The organism is Candidatus Limnocylindrales bacterium (assembly GCA_035559535.1).
In the GTDB taxonomy this organism is placed as follows: domain Bacteria; phylum Moduliflexota; class Moduliflexia; order Moduliflexales; family JAUQPW01; genus JAUQPW01.
Genome location: DATMBG010000052.1, coordinates 23,121 through 43,311, shown reverse-complemented (window position 1 = coordinate 43,311; position 20,191 = coordinate 23,121). Strand labels below are relative to the sequence as shown.

Below are 20,191 nucleotides of genomic sequence, written 5' to 3'. Positions count from 1 at the left end.
CTCAGGCACATACCGGAGAATCGGCACTCCAGCGGTTGTAAACGGGATTGGTACTTTGTGCAATTCGGGTACGGGCATCCTTCCAGAGTTGTGCCCAGACCTCGGGATCGGTCAAAGCGGACTCAGGATGGGCTTTACTTCGGGCTATAAAACCCGGAAAGGCAGGACGACCGGTAGGCTGACCTATGGGATTATAACGTAGATCGAAGCTCCAGCGTATATCGTTACTTAAATTTCGAAGCGATACGTGGACCGTTTTTCGAGTCATAAACAGAGCTCCTCCACGCTTCACAGGTATCGGAATAAACGGCTTGGGAAGGAGTTTCTCGGGAATATGAACGCCTTTATCCGGGCTGGGGCAATGGGGTAGAAGACCCAGTTTATGGCTCTTGGGTGCTACGGCTAGACAGCCATTCTCCTCGGTAGCATCTGAAATTGCCAGCCATACCGTCAGGATATTCGATTCATCAGCCTCCGGGAGAATAACTCCGTTGTCTTGATGCCAATAAACCGCCGACGATAATCCATCCCACCGACCTTTGGGAAGAGCCCACTCTGGAGGCTTTATACGTACATGCTGTACCGGATTGGAATAAATTTCAGGCCCAATAAAAGCCTCCACTACGTCTAGTAGCTTAGGATTGCGTAAGAGATTAAAAACAGCTTTACCCAGGTGGATCGGAGTGTCTTCAGTTACTCCGGATTGAGGTAAAGAAATATCAAAATATTGGGAGTAAAACTGACCCGTCTCTGCTACAATCCGGGTCAGACGTTGCCCAAATGGGAGCTCTCGATAAAGAGAAGTGATTTTACCTTCGACGTACAACCGCTCAACCAATCCATCCAGAACAGCTTCATACTCCTCTATAACAGGTTGGAGATCCTCTTCAGGATCCAGTATATCCTCAATAACAACATATCCTTGCTCTTCAAAAAATTTAATATGAGATTGATCGACTGCTAAAACAGGCATAGAAACTCCTTTCCATGAGGAAAACTCATGCGAAAACAAAAGAAATAAACATGTTTCTTTACTTTCAGGTCTCTATTATTAACTGTCTACCTCCGAGAGGGATCATAATAATATACAAAATTTAAAACCTTAAAGAGTATTTTTTTAGGGGTCTATTTAAAAAAACATATGAAAAGGTCGAAGTAATACTTCTAAAACTTTCCTCCAAAGAGGACGCTGTTTCCAGGCCGCCAGGGTAATTTCTTGGGAATTTTTTAGGTCAAGAAGAAATTGCCTCTTAAGGTCTGCATTAAATCGATTACTAAAACTGAAAATATTGGCTTCATGGTTGTAGTAAAAACTGAGGGTATCCAGGTTCATACTCCCCACGGTAGACCAATGATCATCTATGACGGCTGTTTTGCAATGGATCATAGCATTCTCATATAAGTAAATCTTTACTCCGACCCGCAATAATCTATCGAAATAATATCCGACAGCAAGATCGAGAATTTTATGATCGGATTCCTTGGGCAGGAGTAATTGTAAATCGACACCTCGTTTTACCGCCCGTAACATCGCTTGAAAAAACTCTCTGGGAGGAACAAAGAGATAAGGGGTTGTAATATAAACGAGATTCTGCGCAGAATTGATTCCGTCAAGATAAGCCTCCTTAATAGGATGAATGGGACTATAGGGTGAAGCAACCCGAAACATAAAAGCACCACTATTTTGCAATACCAGATGATCTGCCTGTTCCTCCTTTAAGCATTTTTTCCACAGGTAATCAAAGGCATAGGCCATACTATCCACAATGGGACCCTGGATACGAACCTGGGTATCTCGCCAATTGGACATGGTTTCATTAATTCCCACACCACCTGTATAGCCTATACGATTATCCACGATAAGGATTTTTCGATGATCTCGATTGTAGCAGGAAAAGATCTTCAGACGAGTTATCCAGGAGGTAGGTGGATTGTATCGAATCACCTGAACCCCGGCACTTTCCAGGGCCCGGAGGGCTTCTCCACTCAGGGAGAGACTACCTAAGGCATCAACCAGTAATCGTACCCTCACTCCACTTTGTGCTCTTTGAATCAAGGTAGAAACAAATTGTTTTCCTATGGCATCATCGATAAAAATGTAAGACTCGAAATCAATGGAAACCTTTGCCTCCTGGCAATCCTGTAACATGGCCTTCCAGGCTGAATCGGCAGTCCAGTAAAACTCCCATTTTGTCTCCTGGGGCTTTTGAAATTTTATGTAGGTAACCAGCGGATAATGATCGGACCCGGGAACTCTTAATACTTGGGTTGTATAGGTATAATCCAGTTTACATTTAAGGAGGATCCAGTCCAGTTTTTGATCCAGGCTTGGCAAATATCTATAAGCTTTACGAGAATTCCAGGTTACCGTAATGGCTTGAGAAAGATCCACAAAATCTCGTTTAGCTGCTTCGTTACGAAAGGATTTCAAATTCAGACTGCGTCGAATACCAAAAGTGTTTAAATCTCCGGCAATAAATACGGCATCGGCAACAGGCAGGTTTTCATTATCCTGTCGAATAGCATCTAAATGGACCAATTTACCGAATAATCCCCCTGCCGTATCAAAATGGGGAGCATAGATGCGAAGGGTCAGATCTTCATATCTGGCATCCAGTCTTAAGCAAAGCCGATGATTGCGCTTGAAAATCTTTCCATATTTCAGAGCGTCTTTACGGGTGATCAAAGGCAACTTAAGGACTTCAACGTTCACTTCCCTGAGGGTTCGCGTATTCCAGATCACTGCATTGGCCTGTACCCGACCTCGCAGTCTCTGCGCCGGTTCATGTCGAAAGGCATAATCAGGTCCTAAACATTTAACGATATCCTCGGTTGTAGACCCTTTTTCCGTTTCGGTAGATTCTTGTAAGACCAAGATATCCAGGTCTCGAAAGGCAGGCTCGGTTTGAATACTCTCCATCAGCCTCGCATAGTGCTTTGCAAGACGGATATTCCAGGTCATGAGATGAAGACCTTTTGGTCTAAATGATGCTTCTTCCATAAACGGTTCTTTTTAGAGTCTTACTATTTTTTTTACCTTACCCCTTGCTATTCCCTTCTTCTTTCCAGAAGTGAGGACGCCTGGAAGGTCATTATCTATAATCCTTATCTAAGAAGCAGGAAATATAAGCCGGAAGGATTAAGAAAGCCACCGTTTTCTCCGTTTATAATGTTTGACATCTCGAAAACTTTTCCGCTTTCCGATTTCAGTCAATCCCAGATAGAACTCTCTGACATCGGCATTTTCCCTTAATTTATTTACCGGTCCGTCCAGAACGATCTTCCCGTTTTCCATGATATATCCATAATCTGCAATAGAGAGCGCGATATTTGCATTTTGTTCTACCAGGAGAATGGTAGTTTTTTCTTCCCGGTTGATCCGTTGGATGATCTGGAAGATTTCTTGAACCAGCAGGGGAGCCAGACCCAGTGAGGGTTCATCCAGCATGAGAAGTCTGGGGCGTGCCATCAAAGCCCGTCCAATAACCAGCATCTGCTGTTCACCGCCGCTTAAATAACCGGCCAGTTGGGAACGTCGTTCTCTAAGCCTGGGGAAGTAGTCGAAGACACGCTCATAATCCTGTTTGATATTCTGTCGATCCCTTCGGGTATAAGCCCCGATACGGATATTTTCATCTACGGTCAATTCTTCAAAAACCCGACGACCTTCCATGACTTGAAAGATCCCCATCCGCACAATCTCTTCGGGATCTTTTCGATCAATCCGCTCCCCCATGAATTCGATACTTCCATCGGTAAGCTCTCCATCCTCTGCTTTTAAAAGCCCAGAAATCGCCCGAAGGGTTGTTGTTTTGCCCGCACCGTTTCCCCCCAATAGAGCCACTATACTCCCTCGAGGTACTTCCAGAGATAATCCTTTGAGGACCAGGATGACATCGTTGTAAACAACCTCGACATTGTTCAGTTTAAGCATAACCCGGGAGAGAGGAGAAAAGGGGAAAAGAAGATTTACCGTTCGGCTTTTTCCTTCATTTCACCCTTTCTACAATCCTAGCCACTCCTTCTTTCTTGGCAGTTCCAATTCAGCAATGGGAACAATCTTTCCATTCTGAACCTGATAGATTTTGCATCTCATGGTCGGGCGATGGTCTTCCGGGGTGAAGGTTATGGGAGGGGTTAAACCACCGGTATCAAAATCCCTTAGAGTTTCCAGAGCCGCTTTAACTCCAGGACCTGTGAACTCTTGAGTTCTCCGGAGGGCCTCCGACCAAACCAACACATACGCCCATCCTCGTACGTAGAGGGTATCGGGATTTTCAATGGTTTTATTTTTCTCTACGTAATCTTGAATCGTCTTCATCATGGGAACATTTTCTCCATAAGCCACATTGGGCATCATCCCATAGGCCCCCTCTGCAGCTTCTTTGGCTATTTGAGGAAGTTTCTCTCCAAAGCCGTAAGGGTTCATACCAAATTGGGTTTTAAGTCCCAATTTACGGGCATCTTTCAAAATAATGGCAACCCAGGATGTGGTGGTGTTGATATAGGCAAAATCCGGTTCCTTTTTTTGCATGTTGAGGAGTTGGGAGGTAGAATCTTGAAACGAAGGAGGAACAATCTCCTCATCTACCAGGTCAACTCCGATTTCCTTTGCATAAGCCCGACCTGCTTCAATAGGAGCCCTACCATACGGATTATCCGAGTAAATAAAAGCTACTCTGGGATTACGAGATGTATCCTTCCAGTTATCCTTAATCCACTTGAGAAAAATCCTTAATTCTGTGGAATAATCGGCCCCTACGAAAAAATTGTAAGGGGTTTTGGAAGGATCTGTGAGGTGCGCAGAAAACGAGGCGGAAATATACGGGATCTTGTCTTTATTGACATCAGCTCTCAAGGCTTCGGTATCTCCCGTACCCCAGCCGTTGATCAAAAGAACTTTATCCTGGGAAACAAATTTTTTATAGGCTGCAACGGCCTGGGGAATTTTATAACTGTAATCCACCGGAATTAATTCGATCTGTTTACCGTTGACACCTCCCTGCTGATTAACCCAATCCACCGCATCCCGAACTCCTTGAGCAAAGGGTTTACCTACCTCCGAAGTAACCCCGGTCAGATCAAAAAGACCCCCCACTTTAAGAGTTTCTTGGGACTTTACAGATTCCGAGAAAAGGACAAAACCCCCCGTTATAGGCAAGATGAACGAAACAAACAGAAGAATCTGCAGTTTTCTCATGATCATACCTCCTTGAGTAAAGGTGTATAGGGGTGTGGGAGTGTGGAAGTGTGGAGGGATGGAAGTGTGAGAGTGTGGAAGACTATACTTCCATACTCCCACACTCCCATACCCCCACACCCCCACACGCCCATACCTTCCATACCCCCATACCTCCTTACTTAAGAATTACACGATGGGTGAGTAAGACGGGTCACTGACGAACTCAGCTCCTTTGAGTCTCATACCGAGCTCGAAAAGGATTTCGGCCATTTCATCTTTAGAAATCCCGGCCTCTTCAAGTACCAAGAGCCGCCTATCCAACTCCTCGTGAATCTGAATTCTCAAATGTTGCATTTCTTCCCGAAATTTATCTAAAGTTTGTGAAAACTCTTTCCGTAGGGATGTTGTACCGGCATCTACTTCCCTGTCCAGGGTTTTAAGGCGGTCGGAGAGCCTGGCTTCGGTCTGTTCAAATTGTTGGCGAAGGTCGGTCCATTCTTGTTGGGTAGCCAGGCTAAGGGATCCTATCTTCCTGACGAGGGATTCCACGGCTATATGTAGCTCTTTAGAGAGTGCATTTCGGGTTTCATCCATCCGATGGTGCATTTCTTCTTGAAGGGTGAGCAGATCCGATTCTATTTTTTCAAGCCGACGATTCAATTCCCGGAGTTGAGGGCCAACAATAATATCTCGAATTTGATGGAGTCTGTCTGGCTTCTCGACCTGATCTTTACTCGTTAGCTGGTTCATAGTATCGACGCTGTAGCGCAAAACGCTGTTTCGTAAAAACGAATCAGCGATTCGTCCTACAATCTTTTACCCACCAATACAACTACTGTACGAGGGCCAACCGGATAGGAATGCTGGTTTACCAGGTACCCTTCTCTGCCCTCTTCGGCTATGTCAAAGGGAGACTCAAGGGAGGTATCAATAAACCGGAACCATCCCCAACGGGTATTCCGTCCTTTATTGAAGGGAGGAAGTTCAAACTCATGGCCTTCCCAGTGGGCATTCATAATTATGTAAATATCTTCATCGTGAAGGCCTCCGTTTATATGCATGGCCAGGGATCGTGATTCCCAGGACCAGTCAGGTTGTCCCAGTCTGATACCGTGCCAGGATATGCTTCCCCATTTGTCAGGTTTACTTTCATCAAAGCTTTTAACCCTCAAAACCTCGTGTTTTTTACGAAATCGAATCAGGAGTTTGAAAAATCGAAGCAAATCCGCATGGAGTTTTGTAAATTCCCAATTGACCCAACTTATTTCATTGTCCTGACAATAAGCATTATTATTACCCTGTTGGGTTCGTCCCATTTCGTCCCCACCCAAAATCATGGGCACGCCTCGGGAAAGCAGGAGAAGGGTAGCCAGGTTTTTCATTTGACGAAGGCGAAGGGTATGAATCTCTTCCCATTTCTTTTCCCCTTTCCAAGAAGGGGGTAAAGGTCCTTCCCACCCACAATTCCAACTGAAATTTTCATTAGAGCCATCTAAGTTATTTTCTCCGTTCATCTCATTATGCTTGTGGTTATAAGAAACCAGGTCGGCCAGAGTGAATCCATCATGACTGGTTACAAAGTTAATGCTGTGATAAGGGGCACGTCCGGTCCCTTGATAAAGGTCTGGACTACCTACCAGTCGAGTTGCCAGGGCTGAGACCATACCCGGATCTCCCCGGATAAATCTTCGTATATCATCCCGGAATTTCCCGTTCCATTCAGCCCAGCGATTAAAGGCCGAAAGAGAGGCTCCGCCTGGAAAGCTTCCTACCTGGTAAAGGCCGGCCGCATCCCAGGCCTCTGCAATAAGTTTGGTATTAGCCAGAACAGGGTCTGCGGTAATGTTTTCTAAAACAGGAGGGTTAGACAAAACGGAACCATCTTCCCCACGGCCTAAAATGGAAGCCAGATCAAATCGAAATCCGTCTACATGCATTTCGGTTACCCAGTAATGTAAACAATCCAGTATCATATTTCGGACCACTGGATGATTACAGTTGAGCGTGTTGCCACAACCTGAATAATTGTAATAAGCTCCTGTTTTGGGATCGATCATATAATAGACCGCATTATCCAATCCCCTAAAACAAAAGGTAGTTCCCCGCTCGTCCCCTTCGGCAGTATGGTTAAATACTACGTCTAGAATCACTTCGATGCCGGCTTCATGGAAGGCTTTGACCATGGCTTTAAATTCCTTTACCTGATTACCGTTTCGACCGTTGGAAGCATAAGAGGCCTTAGGAGCAAAAAAAGAGATGGGATTATAACCCCAAAAATTAAGGAGACGTTCCCCGGTTAAGGGATTTACCCGATCGGTATCCGTTTCCTGGAATTCATTGATGGGTAAGAGTTCTACCGCCGTAATTCCCAACTCTTTAAGATATGGAATCTTTTCGATAAGCCCGGCAAAAGTTCCCGGATTTTGGACCCCAGAAGAATTATGAATGGTAAAACCTCGAACGTGGAGTTCGTAGATAATGGAATCGGCCAGAGGGATATTTAAGGGTTGATCCGGCCCCCAATCAAATTCATTGTTTATAATTAAGGAACGTCGGATATTCCGCTTCACATAAGGGCCCTGATCCCCTTTACGGAGATAAATCTCTCCCCAAATGGATCCCCCTGAAAGAGCCCGGGCATAGGGATCCACCAAAACGATGCTGGGGTCAAACCGATGGATTAAAGGGGTGGAATTTGAAGTTTCAGAATTTGAAGACTCTGCTGGAAGTCGTCTATCCATACGATAACCGTAGCGTAAGCCGGGATCCATCCCCTGGACAAAGATATGCCAGATGTGCCCCGTTCGATTAATCTTGGGATCTAAAGGAAACTCGGCAACGGGGTCGTTGATTCCTGAAGCAAAAATCACTAATGTGACCGAGGTGGCGTGTTTGGAGAAAACCGCAAAGTTAATCCCGTTTCGTTTAACTGTTGCCCCTAAGGGAAGGGCAGATCCCCGAGAGATTTTAAAACTGGATACCTTCATCGCTACAATACAGGCTTAATCCCCCATATCTCCTGAGCATATTCCGAAACCGTACGATCACTGGAGAATTTTCCAATCCGCGCCACATTTAAGATGGCTTTCCTGGTCCAAAGCCCTGGATTTTTAAATTCTTTGGCCGCTTCCTCCTGGACTGAAATATAAGATTCCAGGTCTGCCAGATGAAAATATTCATCCCCATTATAGAGAATTTTATTATAAATAGGCCGAAACAGACCGGGCTCCCCAGGACAAAATCTATCCGAGCCGATACTCTCCATAACCCGCCGAATAACCGGACTCTTGTTGTAATAATCCCAGGGATTATAAGAACCGGTCTTTCTCATCCGATCCACCTCTTCGGCGGTCAAGCCAAATATATACATATTCTCTTTTCCGATTTCTTCTCGCATCTCCACGTTGGCCCCATCCAGGGTTCCGATGGTTAAGGCTCCGTTCATGGCAAACTTCATATTCCCCGTCCCTGAAGCCTCCTTACCGGCTGTGGAGATCTGCTCACTTAAATCGGCTGCCGGAATGATCTTTTCAGCTAACGAAACCCGATAATCGGGAATAAATACTACTTTGATTTGTCCTTTAACCTTAGGGTCTTTGTTAATCACCGCACCGACATTGTGAATGAGTTTAATGATTAATTTTGCCATTATATAACCCGGAGCCGCTTTACCCGAGAAAATATAAGTCTTGGGAACCGTTAACTCTCTTCCATCCTCTACCAGGCTTAAATATTGATGAATAATATGCATGACATTCAACAGTTGACGTTTATACTCATGCAGGCGTTTTGCCTGGATATCGAAGAGGGAATCCGGGTCGACGAGGATCTGCGTGGTGTCCTGAATAATCTTTGCCAATCTGTCTTTATTGGCTAATTTGATCATTCTAAATTCCCTCTGGAACCCTTTATCTTCTGCATAACATTCCAGATCCTTCAGTTTATCCAGATTGGTAATCCAGTCATCTCCTAGGGTGTGAGTTATCAATCTTGCCAGTAAAGGATTCGCCTGCAATAACCATCGACGTTGGGTGACTCCATTGGTTTTGTTATTGAATTTTTCCGGCCAGAGTTGATAAAAATCAGGAACTAAAGATGTTTTTATAAGCTCAGAATGCAGGGCCGAAACCCCATTGACCGAATGACTTCCTACAATGGCCAGATAAGCCATACGAACCTGTTTAGGGGCTCCCTCTTCAATGATCGACATGCGACTGATCCGATGGGTATCGTTTGGCCAAACCGAAATTACCTGTTTTAGAAAATGCTGATTGATTTCATAGATAATCTGCAAATGTCTGGGTAGAACCCGTTCTATCAGGGGTAATGCCCATTTTTCAAGGGCTTCAGGAAGTAAGGTATGATTCGTATAGGCGATGGCTCCCTGAGTAATTTCCCAGGCCTTTTCCCAGGGTACATCATATTCATCTATCAAGATCCGCATTAATTCGGCCACTGCCAGGGCAGGATGGGTATCGTTGAGCTGGATGGCTACCTTGGAAGCAAACTGATCAAAAGTATTGCGGGTTTTTAGATATCTATAAACAATATCTCGAATTGCACAGGCTACCAGGAAATATTCCTGAATCAAACGAAGTTCACGTCCGGCTTCCACAGAGTCTGAAGGATAGAGAACCTTGGAAACAATTTCCGAAGAGATTTTCTGTTCTACCGCCTTAAAATAATCCCCTCGATTGAATATCTGAATATCAAACTCATCCGATGATTTGGCTGAGTACAATCTCAGGAAATTAACCGTCTTGCCCCCATAACCTACAATGGGCATATCATATGGAACACCGATTAAGGTTTTCCAATCGGTCCACATCACCTTATAACTTCTATTATAACTTCTATTTCGGCCCTGTCCCTGACCGATACGTCCATATACGGGAATAATACAGGCTTCATCGGCCCGCTCGATCTGCCAGGGGGTCTTTTCCCTCAGCCAATGATCCGGTTTTTCTTTCTGATAACCGTTTTCTATTTCTTGTTTAAAAAGACCAAACTCGTAGTTGATTCCATATCCATATCCCGGCATCCCCAAAGTAGCTAATGAATCCAGAAAGCAAGCCGCTAAACGACCTAAGCCCCCATTTCCCAGGGCCGCATCATATTCCCCGCGTTCCAGAACCTCTTCGAAATCAATCCCCATTTTCTCGGCGGCCTCTTTACAAAGATCAAAAATCCCCAAATTGTAGAGATTATTTCCTAAGGATCGGCCCATAAGAAACTCCATGGATAAATAATACAACCTTTTCGTATCGGCTTTCTGATAGCGCTCTTCGGTTTCCATCATTTTGTCGATCATTAACTCTCGAGTGGCTAAAGCAATAGCCATAAAGAGATCATGCCCGGAAGCTTTTTCCCAGTTCCTTCCCAGTGAATATTTAAGATGATACCGGATAGATTTTTGAAAATCAGAAACTTCGTTCGTCGTTTTTTCGAAATCCCTTTCTCCCATTTTTTAGCCTTTCCTTTGAATTTTCTTCTCTGGAAGGATAAAAGGAATCTCTTTTTTCCCTTATATTAATTAATTTTTATAAACGATTTCCACATTTTCAAGATAAGTTAAAAGCTTATTCAACCCTTTTTGGATTTCTTGTGAATTTTGTTTTTTTGCCGCCTGTTCAAGGAAGCCGCCTATCTGGCTGATCTCGTCGAATCCATAACCTCCTCCAGAACCTTTCATACGGTGCCCCAAAATTTTTATTGTCTCATAGTCACCTTTTGCCAGAGCTTCCTGGATAGCCTTTATATCATTACGTCTATTCTCAAAGAAGCCAGGGATAAGCTCTTCAAGCTCTGCATCTATATAGACAACGATTTTTTTATTTTGTTTTATGGGATCATCTGGGGTCATGGCGTTATCTTCCCGGATTCTGGAAGTGTATAATCAGGGAAAGGTGCAGGATATCGGACCCTTACCCGATTACGACCTTCTTGTTTGGCTTGATAGAGGGCCTGATCGGCTGCGGCAATGAGCGCGGCCGTCGAGTAACCCGGTCTGGGAACAACTGTAGAAACTCCCAAACTGATGGTTACCACGTCGCTAACCCGAGATCGGGAATGGGGTATCTTTAAAGCCTCAACTTTAGCCCGCAACAGTTCTGCTACAGTAACAGCCCCTTCTGGATGCGTTCGGGGTAGAATGACGGCAAATTCCTCGCCTCCATAGCGGGCTACCAAATCACCGGGTCGATTCACCGTATTGCTCAAGGTATTCGCTACAACCTTCAAACAATCATCACCCGCTTGATGACCGTAAGCATCATTATAAGCTTTAAAAAAATCTATATCCAGCATAATTAAAGAGAGCGGGGCAGATTCCCGGAGACCCCGCCGCCACTCCACATCGAGAAACTCATCAAAGCGCCGACGATTCGCAATACCCGTCAATCCATCCAAGGAAGAGAGCCGTAACAGGATTTGATTGGCCTCTTCAAGCTGCCGGGTTACTTCCAATAGTTCCTGCTCCCGGGCTTTGCGGGCATCCATTTCATGCTTAAGTCTTAAAGCAGAGCGTACCCGCGCCAATAACTCCACTTTATTGGGGGGTTTAGCTATATAATCCATGGCTCCTGCAGCAAAGGCGGTTTTTAGAATTTCTACATCGGTCAGAGCCGTAATCATAATAATCGGAATATCTCGAAGATGTTCCCTTGCCTTGATCCGTTTACAGGCTTCAATTCCATCGATTTCAGGCATCATAATATCCATCAAAATCAAATCAATAGGGGTCGGGGCTTTTGTTTCACCATCCAAATTCAGAATCTTGAAGGCTTCATGGGCTGATCCGGCGGTTAAGACATCGGTATATCCGGCAGCTTTCAGGATAGATTTGAGCAAGAGTCTACTCTCCTGAGAATCATCGATGATCAGTATACTCATACCTTATACCTTCTCAACTTGAGAAGGATCCTTCAGGAAGGCCCTTGGGGCACAAGGTCATCTCTTGAAACATGCCGACAAGGACCGCCTGGAATCTGATTCTTATTCTTAACCAGAAAAGGCATTGTCCTTCTTCCCCTTTTATCAGACACATAGCCCCCCTACCCTCTAAGGATTTTTATTACTTTAGAGTGAAAATCTTTTGGATCTTAGATTTTGAATCTATCACAAGACCCCGAAATTTCGAAGCTTTTCTATAAAGGGGAGTTTAAAATTTATTTCTGCTTTATCTATCACGCCATTAAGCCCGATTTAGCGATCAATGGGGTCGGTTGTATCTACCCTGGGATCTTTAACAAGGTTCATTTTCTGAGGCGTCAAGGACATGGTTATTTTCTTTGATAACCCGAAACCAGCTCCTCTGGCGGCTCTATAGGCTCAAAGCGTACACATCTGCCCAGATTTAAGGATTGATCGGCCTCCTGATGGGAAGGCGGTTCCGGAATTCCATCGACCTGCAATCGGTCGGCCTCGATTCCATAATGGATCAGAGCCTTTCTCACATTCTCAGCCCGACCCAAGGCCAGGGAACGTTTCCCTTCCATAGGACCGTTAAGATCTGTGTGGCCTATTATCTTGAGACGCCAGTTTGGATGTTGATCCATAAACTCCTTGACCTGACTTATTTTATCGAGTTCGGAAGGCTTCAGTCTGGCTGAGGCAGGATCAAAATAAATCCTGGTAGTAAGGCCGGGTTTTCCCTGCCTGACATTTACCTGCAAGCTACGAATCCCTGGAATTTGCTCAAAGGGTTTAACCAGCCTTTCTTCGATGGGAAATAAAACAACACCTTCGATGGTTACAGAACCATCCCGATAACTCGCCGAAATAGAGACACCTTCAATCTCATTCACCATAGAAGCTACCCGTTTCACCTCAGCCGCTGCAATTAAAGGATCGGCAGGAACCGCGCGAATCATATTTTTTAGCTTTAAAGTCGGAGCAACTGCCCGGGCCACCTGTTCCGCCCGTAAACGAAGATACTCATTGGGAACCCATCCAGAAAGTTTGAAGGTATCCCGGTAGACCTTCACCGTAAGAGGATGTAGAGTCAGCTCGGGAACCGAAGCTAAAGCTCCAGCTATTTTAGCTTCGGTATAACGATCCACTTTGTTTTTCTGCCAATATATGCCCCAGGGAACGAAAAGCAGGCTTAGAAGTACGAAGGTGATGATAAGTAGAGGATAAGGGGAAGGCGCAGAAGTGAATCCGGAATCGGCTAAGGTGGAATCCGGCTCAGATAATGTAGAACGAGCCTTTTGCGATCTCCTTTTAATTGAAAAAAAATTATAGAGGCTCTCGTTCACTCCCTGAATAAAATGTTTTAGTACCTCAGATAGATATTTAATGGTAGCACGCCCAATAACCGGATAAAGGGTATGAACCATTTCCTCCCTTTGGGAATTCAGTTGCTCTTTAATCTTAACCTCCATGACCGGGGCGAGAGCCGTAACTATTTCCCAGGAAGATTCCTTAAGCTGATGGAAAAGGGCTTTCGAGATGACAGGAGTTAAAATTTCAACGAGTTCCCTTTCGGATGATGGAATCTGATCCTTCAGGGCATCCAGGAGGATAGGACCTAAAGTTTTGGTGATAGCCTCTCTATCCTGCTGGATTTTTTTCCGTATTGCTTCATCCATAATGGGAGCCAGGACACTTGCCAGGTGTTCTCCCGACTCGGCAACTTTACGGCTCAAAAGTTCTGCAATCACAGGCAGAAGTAAACGGATAAGCTTCTCGGGATTTTGGATTTGATGTTGGAGATGTGTGAGTTGGCGACGTAATTCAGATAATCCTTGAATCTCCGGTTTGATAAGTAGAGTTCTTAAACGTTCAATCTCGCTTACAGAGTTATCCCCTGCCTCGATAACTTCAGAGAGGAGACTCTTTGGATCATTTCCGTAGGATAGCCTTTTCTTTGATATCGCCATCTAAACCCCGGACGATGAATGTAGAAGTAATCGAGAAATAGAGGGATAATCTCCTCATGGACCGCTTCATCGTTCTTACATTCATCCTCCATCATTCATCCTCTGTTTCCGACTGGACCACGTCTTTCAGGGCAGGAACGATCTCCGTTCCTTTAATTTTCATGACGGGCTCTGAAAAAGACTCGACACCCCTTAGCCTCATCCCAAGCTCAACGAGAATTTCCGCCATATCATCCCTGGAAACTTTAACATCCCCAAGTAGAGAGAGCCGTCTATCCAGTTCCTCATAGATTTGAGTCTTCAGAATTCGAATATCGTCCTGAAGTTTACTTCGGGTTTGTGAAAGATCTTCCCGAAGAGATTTGGTATTCGCCTCGACTTCCCCGCTAAGGGTTTCGAGGCTATTGGAGAACTTTCTATCGATATGCTCAAGCTGTTGCCGAAGATTACCCCACTCTTCCTGGGCATTGGCATTAAGAGATCTGATCTTCTTCTCCAGGGATTCAACGGCCGTACGTAAAGCTGCCGATAGGGTATTTTTGGTTTCTTCAATACGAGATCTTACCTCCTCCTGGAGAGAGGATAGACTGGTTTCTATCTTCTCAAATCGACGATTATATTCACGCAATTGAGGACCGAAAATAATATCCCGAATCTGATCGATATTTCCCAGTCTATCCACCGTATCCTCTTCGGCTAACTTGTTTGAATTCTCTGTTTTTTTTCCCTGTTTACCTGTAGATCCGGACATCATTCTTAATTCCTCCTTATTTGGTTAAATCAAGGCATAAACCAGCAGAATCTGGTTATGACCTATCTTTCTGGTAGCTGAATCGAAGATACCGGAACGGCATCATCTAAGATGAGACGCTATCAAACAGGGGGGAACCTGTCAACAAATTTCATTCAAATTAAAAAGAGTAGGCAATCCAGAAGGTCAGGAAAGTTTAATATGAAAACGGCCAGAGTTTCCAATAACTTCGAATGGTATACCAGCGTGCTGCGAGTCCATCGGGTTCAAAAATTAAAAAAAGAATAATCGTTACACCGAATACCCCTTCCCTTAAAGAAGCTAATAAACCCACCATATGGGGAAATATGCCACTTAGGGTGGTGGTGATATTTCTAAGGATCTCATCCAACAGGATCATGAAAATGGCTCCATAAATGGAACCCAAGATACTCCCCAGACCTCCTATGATGATCATAGCCAAATATCGAATAGCCTCCCAAATGGGAAAGTTCTCGGGTGTGATAATTTTACGGTGGTGTGCCAGTAAAGCGCCTGCGATCCCTGCATAGAAAGAACTAATGGCAAAAGCCAGCAGCTTATATTTAAATAGATTAACCCCCATAACAGCCGCAGAAATATCTCGATCTCGAATAGCAATAAAGGCCCTACCTACTTTTGTACGAAAAAGGTTTCTGGCAAAAAAGGTTAGCAGAATCGCCGTGATGAAAATAATAAAGTACATGCGTTGATCGGTATCAAATTGAAAGGTACCTATAGCCGGAGGAGGAACCAGGATTCCGGCCGTTCCGTTGGTCAGACTTTCCCAATGATTGATAGTAAATTCGGTAATAAAATGGGCGGCGAAAGTGGCCATGGCCAGATATAACCCCTTGAGTCTCAGGGAAGGTACGCCAAAAATCATACCAATTAAAGCGGTGATGAAACCGGCCAGAGGAAGTGAAATCCAGAAAGAAAATTCTACTTTCGAGGTTAAAATAGCCGAAGTATAGGCACCTATAGCAAGAAAAGCCGCATGACCGATAGAAATCTGACCGGTAAATCCCGTCAGGATATTCAACCCTATGGCACCGATAATCGCAACACCAATTTGATTGGCTACATCCAGAAGATAACTATTGGCAAGAAACGGAAAAATAAAAAGGACTATAATCCATCCTACCACACAAGCTCGTACAAAACGGGTCTCGAAGATGGCCTCGTCTTCAGAATAGCTGCGCTTAAAATCTCCGCACTTTGCTACCATAAGTTGGAGAAATGGAAGAAGCAAGAAACAAGAATTTTTTACTCCTGCTTCTTGCCCTTGCTTCTTTGTACTACACCCGCTCTATCTCCTCGGTCCCGAATAATCCATAAGGTTTAATCATTAAAATTAAAACCAGAATAACAAAGGGGGCTACTTCCTTAACCCCTCCCCCAAAGAAAGGATCTAAATAACCTCCGGCCAGGTTCTCAAAAACTCCTATCAGGAGTCCACCTAAAATGGCTCCAAGAATACTGTCCAGACCCCCTAAGATAACGACCGGGATCACTTTCAAACCGAGAAAAACCAGGGATCCATCTATTCCTCCGCGAATATTTCCCAGGAGAATGCCTCCTATGGCTGAAACCACCGCGGCAATACTCCAGGAAATAGCGAAAATCCTTTTAATACTAATTCCCATGGACATGGCAGCTTGCTGGTCACTGGCCGTGGCCCGCATGGCAATACCCGTTTTGGTATATTTAAAAAATATGGAAAATAAAACGACCAACAAACTTACACAGATAAAGCTTCCGATATAACTGGTCGCGACAGGAATTCCCAATAGATTGACGGGTTTTTGAGAAAAAAACTCAGGAAAGGGTCGTGTATCCGTACCATAGAAGGCCTGGACCAGGGCCCGTAGTACACTGGCAAGTCCCAAAGTGACCATAATGACAGATATAACCGGTTCTCCTATCAAAGGCCTGAGAACCCATCGCTCTATCAAGAGCCCTAATATAAACGAGAAAAGGAGGGTTAAAAAAAAGGCCGGAAGCAAGGGTACATGGAATTGATCAACAATGGCAAAGAAAATATAAGCCCCGACCATGAGAAACTCTCCCTGGGCCAGGTTGAGAATCCCGGAAGCTTTATAGATCAAAACAAATCCCAACGCAACCAGGGCATAAATGCTTCCGACTACTATTCCGTTTACAACCAGTTGAAGGAAGAAATCCATGTATTTTAAAGGTATAGGAGTATGGGAGTGTGGGGGTATGGAAGTATGGAAGTATATTCTCCTATACTCCCATACTCCTACACTTTCCTCATCCTTCCTCTAAAACTCCTACTTTAATAACCGTTTGAAGTAGAACTTCCCGACCGTCTCGGTATTTGACTTCGGCCTCTACCTGGATTTCCGAACGATCTTCATACATGGCTTCGATAAGAGGTTTATAACGGGTTTCTATGAAACTCCGGCGGAGCTTTCGGGTTCGAGTTAATTCATCGTCGTCGGCATCCAGTTCTTTGTAAAGCATTACAAACTTGTGAATCCGGGCCGCTTTGGGTAACTCTCGATTAACCCGCCTGATCTCCTCTTCGATTAGACGGTACACCTCCGGTTTTTGAGAAAGGTCCGTAAACGTCGTATAGGTGATCCGATGATCTTCGGCCCATTTTCCGGTGTTAGCCATATCCATATTGATTAAAGCGGTAACATAAGGCCGGCCTTTACCGATGACCACGGCTTCGGCAATATAAGGACTATATTTAAGCTTGTTCTCAATAAACTGAGGAGAAAACTTGGTTCCGTCAGTAAGCTGCATGACATCTTTCAGTCGGTCGATGACAACCAGATGCCCATCTTCATCGATAAGCCCCGCATCCCCTGAATGGAGCCATCCCCCGGCCAGGGTTTTGGCAGTGGCCTCCGGGTCTTTGTAATAACCTAAAAAGACACTGGGGCTTCGGGATAAAATCTCACCGGTATCCGAAATTCTTATCTCGGTATTGGGAATAGGTAAACCGACCGTTTCCAGCTTGATATCATCATTGCGGTGGACGACCGAGATCCCGGCTATCTCGGTTTGACCGTAAATCTGTTTGATTCTGACTCCAATAGCCTGGAAAAACTTGAATACATCAGGTCCCAGAGCAGCGCCCCCGGTGTAAACGTTTCGAAGGAAGGTTAAGCCGAACCGATCTTTTAAAGCCCGAAACATAAGGAAATGGGCCAGTGCATATAGAGCCTTCCACTGAAGAGGGATAATCTTCTTTTGAAGTTTCATATCCGCTATCTTCATTCCGATGGGCATACAAAATTGCGCCACTTTCCTTTTTAACCAACTGGCATCCTGAATTCTAACCTGATAGTCGGAGCACAGCTTTTCCCAAATGCGAGGGGGTGCAAACATCAAATGAGGGCCGATCTCTCGAATGTTTTCCCGCACCGTATCCACCGATTCCGGAAAGTTAACGGTAAAACCTTTAACCAGGGCCCAGGAAATGGACATCATCTGCTCACCGATCCAGGGAAGAGGAAGGAAGGAAACGAAATTATCGGTTTCATAAGCCGGATCTACCTGATCCAGATTCATAGCCATGCTGATAAGGTTTCGATGGCACAACATGGCTCCCTTGGGAAAACCGGTGGTACCAGAGGTATAACAGAGAATGGCAACATCCTCCGGGCTCCCTTTCTCTAAATTTTCCTCAAACAAACCAGGAGCTTTTCTTTCTAATTCTCGGCCTAGCTCCTGTACCTGTTTAAAGTCGATTAAGGCAGGATCCCGATAATGTCGTAAGCCTTTCCAATCATCTACAATGATTTTTTTTAATTTGGGAAGCCGATCTTTAACCTCCAATACCTTGTCGGTTTGTTCTTGATCCTCCACCATAATGAACTTGGCATCGGAATGATCGGTAATATATTGAACCTGCTCTGGTAAACTATCCGGATAAATCCCTGCAGAAATTCCCCCGGCGGCTTGAGCAGCCAGCTCGGTATAAATCCACTCGGGTCGATTATCGCCTAGAATGGCAAGGGTATCCCCCCTTTCAAAGCCCAGGCTGATCAAACCCAGAGAAAGCGCTTTCACATTTTCGTAATAAGCCTTCCACGTAACCTCTTGCCAGATTCCAAATTCCTTTTCCCGAATGGCAATTTTTTTATCTCCAAATTTTTTTGCATTTTGAGCCAAAAGCTTCGGTAGTGTCAGATTCATGAACGACAAGAAAAGATAATCCACCGGGAATCCCGAAGGACCGATCGATAGAGGTAACCCAGCGGTTATCTGGACCCTTCATAGCCTTTAGTAGCCCTTGCTGGAAGTTAAAAATTCATCCTCTTTACCTAAATAAGCATTAATAACATGGGGATTTTGTTGAATTTCCCGTGGAAGACCCTCGGCTATTTTTTTACCAAAATCCAATACGCAGACCCGATCCGAAATGTCCATGACCACCCCCATATCATGCTCGATCATGATTAGAGTCATACCCATCTCCTCTTTAATATCCAAAATAAATCGGGCCATGTCCTCTGTTTCTTCTACATTCATACCAGCCATGGGTTCATCCAGGAGCAAGAGCCGGGGTTCCATCGCCAAGGCCCGGGCCAGTTCCACGCGTTTTTGGAGGCCATAGGGTAGAGTCCCTACGATCTTTTTTCGAATTCCCTGGATCTCCAGTAAATCGATGACCTTCTCCTCAATGATTTTACGATGGGCCAGCTCCTCAGACCGGGCTTTACCGTAGAAGAAACTGCTTGCAAAAACTCCGGATTTTAAATGAATATGCCGCCCCAGTTTGATATTGTCCAGTACCGTCATTCCTTTAAAAAGTTCAATATTTTGAAAAGTCCTCGCAATGCCACGTGCTGCAATCTGATGGGGCTTGAGTGGGATCAGGTCCTCCCCTTCAAAGAGAATCCTCCCTTCCTGGGGTTTGTAAAGTCCGCTGATGCAATTGAAGATACTGGTCTTTCCGGCTCCATTGGGACCAATAAGAGCAAATAACTCCCCTCTTTTAACTTCCAGGCTGACTCCGTCTAAGGCTTTAACTCCTCCAAACCGAAGATGGAGATTCTCTAAACATAACTGGACCATACTACCCTTTTACGCTGTGTTGATTTATAGTTTCCTAATAAGAAGAAATCTTTCCTTGAGGCTGGGAGCTTGTTCACAAAGTTTTAACAAGTTATCTTATTTTTACCTTTAATTTTTGGAAATGCAAGAAAATTATTCTGGAAGTTTCGATTTTCGAGATATTTCTTATTTTCCTTGACAAACCCCCAGGACTGAAGCATTCATAAGGGTAGATTGAGAATCATTTTAATTTACTTTTGTCTGAAAATAATTTGTAGAAAAGGCTTTTTTTATTCCCCTAAACATTACGTTTACGTAAACTGG

16 protein-coding genes are annotated in these 20,191 nt (G+C 44.6%); all 16 read right to left on the bottom strand.

The window, feature by feature from the left end:
* Window position 1: 1 nt before the first annotated feature.
* A complete protein-coding gene (locus tag VNM22_20935) occupies window positions 2-973 on the bottom strand; it encodes a phytanoyl-CoA dioxygenase family protein (GenBank protein ID HWP49637.1) in 972 nt (323 codons plus the stop codon).
* Between the two features lie 156 nt (window positions 974-1,129).
* Window positions 1,130-3,001, bottom strand: a complete 1,872-nt coding sequence (locus tag VNM22_20930; GenBank protein ID HWP49636.1) for a phospholipase D-like domain-containing protein — start codon at window positions 2,999-3,001, stop codon at window positions 1,130-1,132.
* Window positions 3,002-3,139: 138 nt separating this feature from the next.
* Window positions 3,140-3,934, bottom strand: a complete 795-nt coding sequence (locus VNM22_20925; GenBank protein ID HWP49635.1) for an ABC transporter ATP-binding protein — start codon at window positions 3,932-3,934, stop codon at window positions 3,140-3,142.
* Between the two features lie 69 nt (window positions 3,935-4,003).
* Window positions 4,004-5,200, bottom strand: coding sequence for an ABC transporter substrate-binding protein (locus VNM22_20920; protein ID HWP49634.1), 1,197 nt, complete (start codon window positions 5,198-5,200; stop codon window positions 4,004-4,006).
* 2 nt (window positions 5,201-5,202) lie between these two features.
* Window positions 5,203-5,343, bottom strand: a complete 141-nt coding sequence (locus VNM22_20915) for a hypothetical protein (GenBank protein ID HWP49633.1) — start codon at window positions 5,341-5,343, stop codon at window positions 5,203-5,205.
* A gap of 25 nt (window positions 5,344-5,368) precedes the next feature.
* A complete protein-coding gene (locus VNM22_20910; protein ID HWP49632.1) occupies window positions 5,369-5,932 on the bottom strand; it encodes a hypothetical protein in 564 nt (187 codons plus the stop codon).
* 56 nt (window positions 5,933-5,988) lie between these two features.
* On the bottom strand, window positions 5,989-8,169 hold the full coding sequence (gene glgX / locus VNM22_20905; protein HWP49631.1) for a glycogen debranching protein GlgX: 2,181 nt from the start codon (window positions 8,167-8,169) through the stop codon (window positions 5,989-5,991).
* 2 nt (window positions 8,170-8,171) lie between these two features.
* Window positions 8,172-10,646, bottom strand: coding sequence for a glycogen/starch/alpha-glucan phosphorylase (locus tag VNM22_20900; GenBank protein ID HWP49630.1), 2,475 nt, complete (start codon window positions 10,644-10,646; stop codon window positions 8,172-8,174).
* Between the two features lie 69 nt (window positions 10,647-10,715).
* Window positions 10,716-11,045, bottom strand: coding sequence for an Hpt domain-containing protein (locus VNM22_20895; GenBank protein ID HWP49629.1), 330 nt, complete (start codon window positions 11,043-11,045; stop codon window positions 10,716-10,718).
* Complete coding sequence (locus tag VNM22_20890; protein ID HWP49628.1) at window positions 11,042-12,073, bottom strand: diguanylate cyclase; 1,032 nt, start codon at window positions 12,071-12,073, stop codon at window positions 11,042-11,044. The genes VNM22_20895 and VNM22_20890 overlap by 4 nt, the downstream gene beginning before the upstream one ends.
* 389 nt (window positions 12,074-12,462) lie before the next feature.
* Window positions 12,463-14,064, bottom strand: a complete 1,602-nt coding sequence (locus tag VNM22_20885; protein HWP49627.1) for an OmpA family protein — start codon at window positions 14,062-14,064, stop codon at window positions 12,463-12,465.
* Window positions 14,065-14,155: 91 nt separating this feature from the next.
* Window positions 14,156-14,818: a hypothetical protein gene (locus tag VNM22_20880; protein HWP49626.1), complete on the bottom strand. Its 663-nt coding sequence runs from the start codon at window positions 14,816-14,818 to the stop codon at window positions 14,156-14,158.
* Between the two features lie 193 nt (window positions 14,819-15,011).
* A complete protein-coding gene (locus VNM22_20875; protein ID HWP49625.1) occupies window positions 15,012-16,061 on the bottom strand; it encodes a branched-chain amino acid ABC transporter permease in 1,050 nt (349 codons plus the stop codon).
* A gap of 70 nt (window positions 16,062-16,131) precedes the next feature.
* The gene (locus VNM22_20870) at window positions 16,132-17,019 is read right to left on the bottom strand and encodes a branched-chain amino acid ABC transporter permease (GenBank protein HWP49624.1); all 888 of its coding nucleotides are present in this window, start codon (window positions 17,017-17,019) and stop codon (window positions 16,132-16,134) included.
* 88 nt (window positions 17,020-17,107) lie between these two features.
* Window positions 17,108-19,006, bottom strand: coding sequence for an AMP-binding protein (locus VNM22_20865; GenBank protein HWP49623.1), 1,899 nt, complete (start codon window positions 19,004-19,006; stop codon window positions 17,108-17,110).
* Between the two features lie 87 nt (window positions 19,007-19,093).
* Window positions 19,094-19,888: an ABC transporter ATP-binding protein gene (locus tag VNM22_20860; GenBank protein HWP49622.1), complete on the bottom strand. Its 795-nt coding sequence runs from the start codon at window positions 19,886-19,888 to the stop codon at window positions 19,094-19,096.
* Between the last annotated feature and the right edge of the window lie 303 nt (window positions 19,889-20,191).

Coding starts and splice junctions, on each gene's coding strand:
- VNM22_20935 (HWP49637.1), bottom strand. CDS start 973: ATGCCTGTTTTAGCAGTCGATCAATCTCATATTAAATTTTTTGAAGAG.
- VNM22_20930 (HWP49636.1), bottom strand. CDS start 3,001: ATGGAAGAAGCATCATTTAGACCAAAAGGTCTTCATCTCATGACCTGG.
- VNM22_20925 (HWP49635.1), bottom strand. CDS start 3,934: ATGCTTAAACTGAACAATGTCGAGGTTGTTTACAACGATGTCATCCTG.
- VNM22_20920 (HWP49634.1), bottom strand. CDS start 5,200: ATGAGAAAACTGCAGATTCTTCTGTTTGTTTCGTTCATCTTGCCTATA.
- VNM22_20915 (HWP49633.1), bottom strand. CDS start 5,343: ATGGAAGGTATGGGCGTGTGGGGGTGTGGGGGTATGGGAGTGTGGGAG.
- VNM22_20910 (HWP49632.1), bottom strand. CDS start 5,932: ATGAACCAGCTAACGAGTAAAGATCAGGTCGAGAAGCCAGACAGACTC.
- glgX (HWP49631.1), bottom strand. CDS start 8,169: ATGAAGGTATCCAGTTTTAAAATCTCTCGGGGATCTGCCCTTCCCTTA.
- VNM22_20900 (HWP49630.1), bottom strand. CDS start 10,646: ATGGGAGAAAGGGATTTCGAAAAAACGACGAACGAAGTTTCTGATTTT.
- VNM22_20895 (HWP49629.1), bottom strand. CDS start 11,045: ATGACCCCAGATGATCCCATAAAACAAAATAAAAAAATCGTTGTCTAT.
- VNM22_20890 (HWP49628.1), bottom strand. CDS start 12,073: ATGAGTATACTGATCATCGATGATTCTCAGGAGAGTAGACTCTTGCTC.
- VNM22_20885 (HWP49627.1), bottom strand. CDS start 14,064: ATGGCGATATCAAAGAAAAGGCTATCCTACGGAAATGATCCAAAGAGT.
- VNM22_20880 (HWP49626.1), bottom strand. CDS start 14,818: ATGATGTCCGGATCTACAGGTAAACAGGGAAAAAAAACAGAGAATTCA.
- VNM22_20875 (HWP49625.1), bottom strand. CDS start 16,061: ATGGTAGCAAAGTGCGGAGATTTTAAGCGCAGCTATTCTGAAGACGAG.
- VNM22_20870 (HWP49624.1), bottom strand. CDS start 17,019: ATGGATTTCTTCCTTCAACTGGTTGTAAACGGAATAGTAGTCGGAAGC.
- VNM22_20865 (HWP49623.1), bottom strand. CDS start 19,006: ATGAATCTGACACTACCGAAGCTTTTGGCTCAAAATGCAAAAAAATTT.
- VNM22_20860 (HWP49622.1), bottom strand. CDS start 19,888: ATGGTCCAGTTATGTTTAGAGAATCTCCATCTTCGGTTTGGAGGAGTT.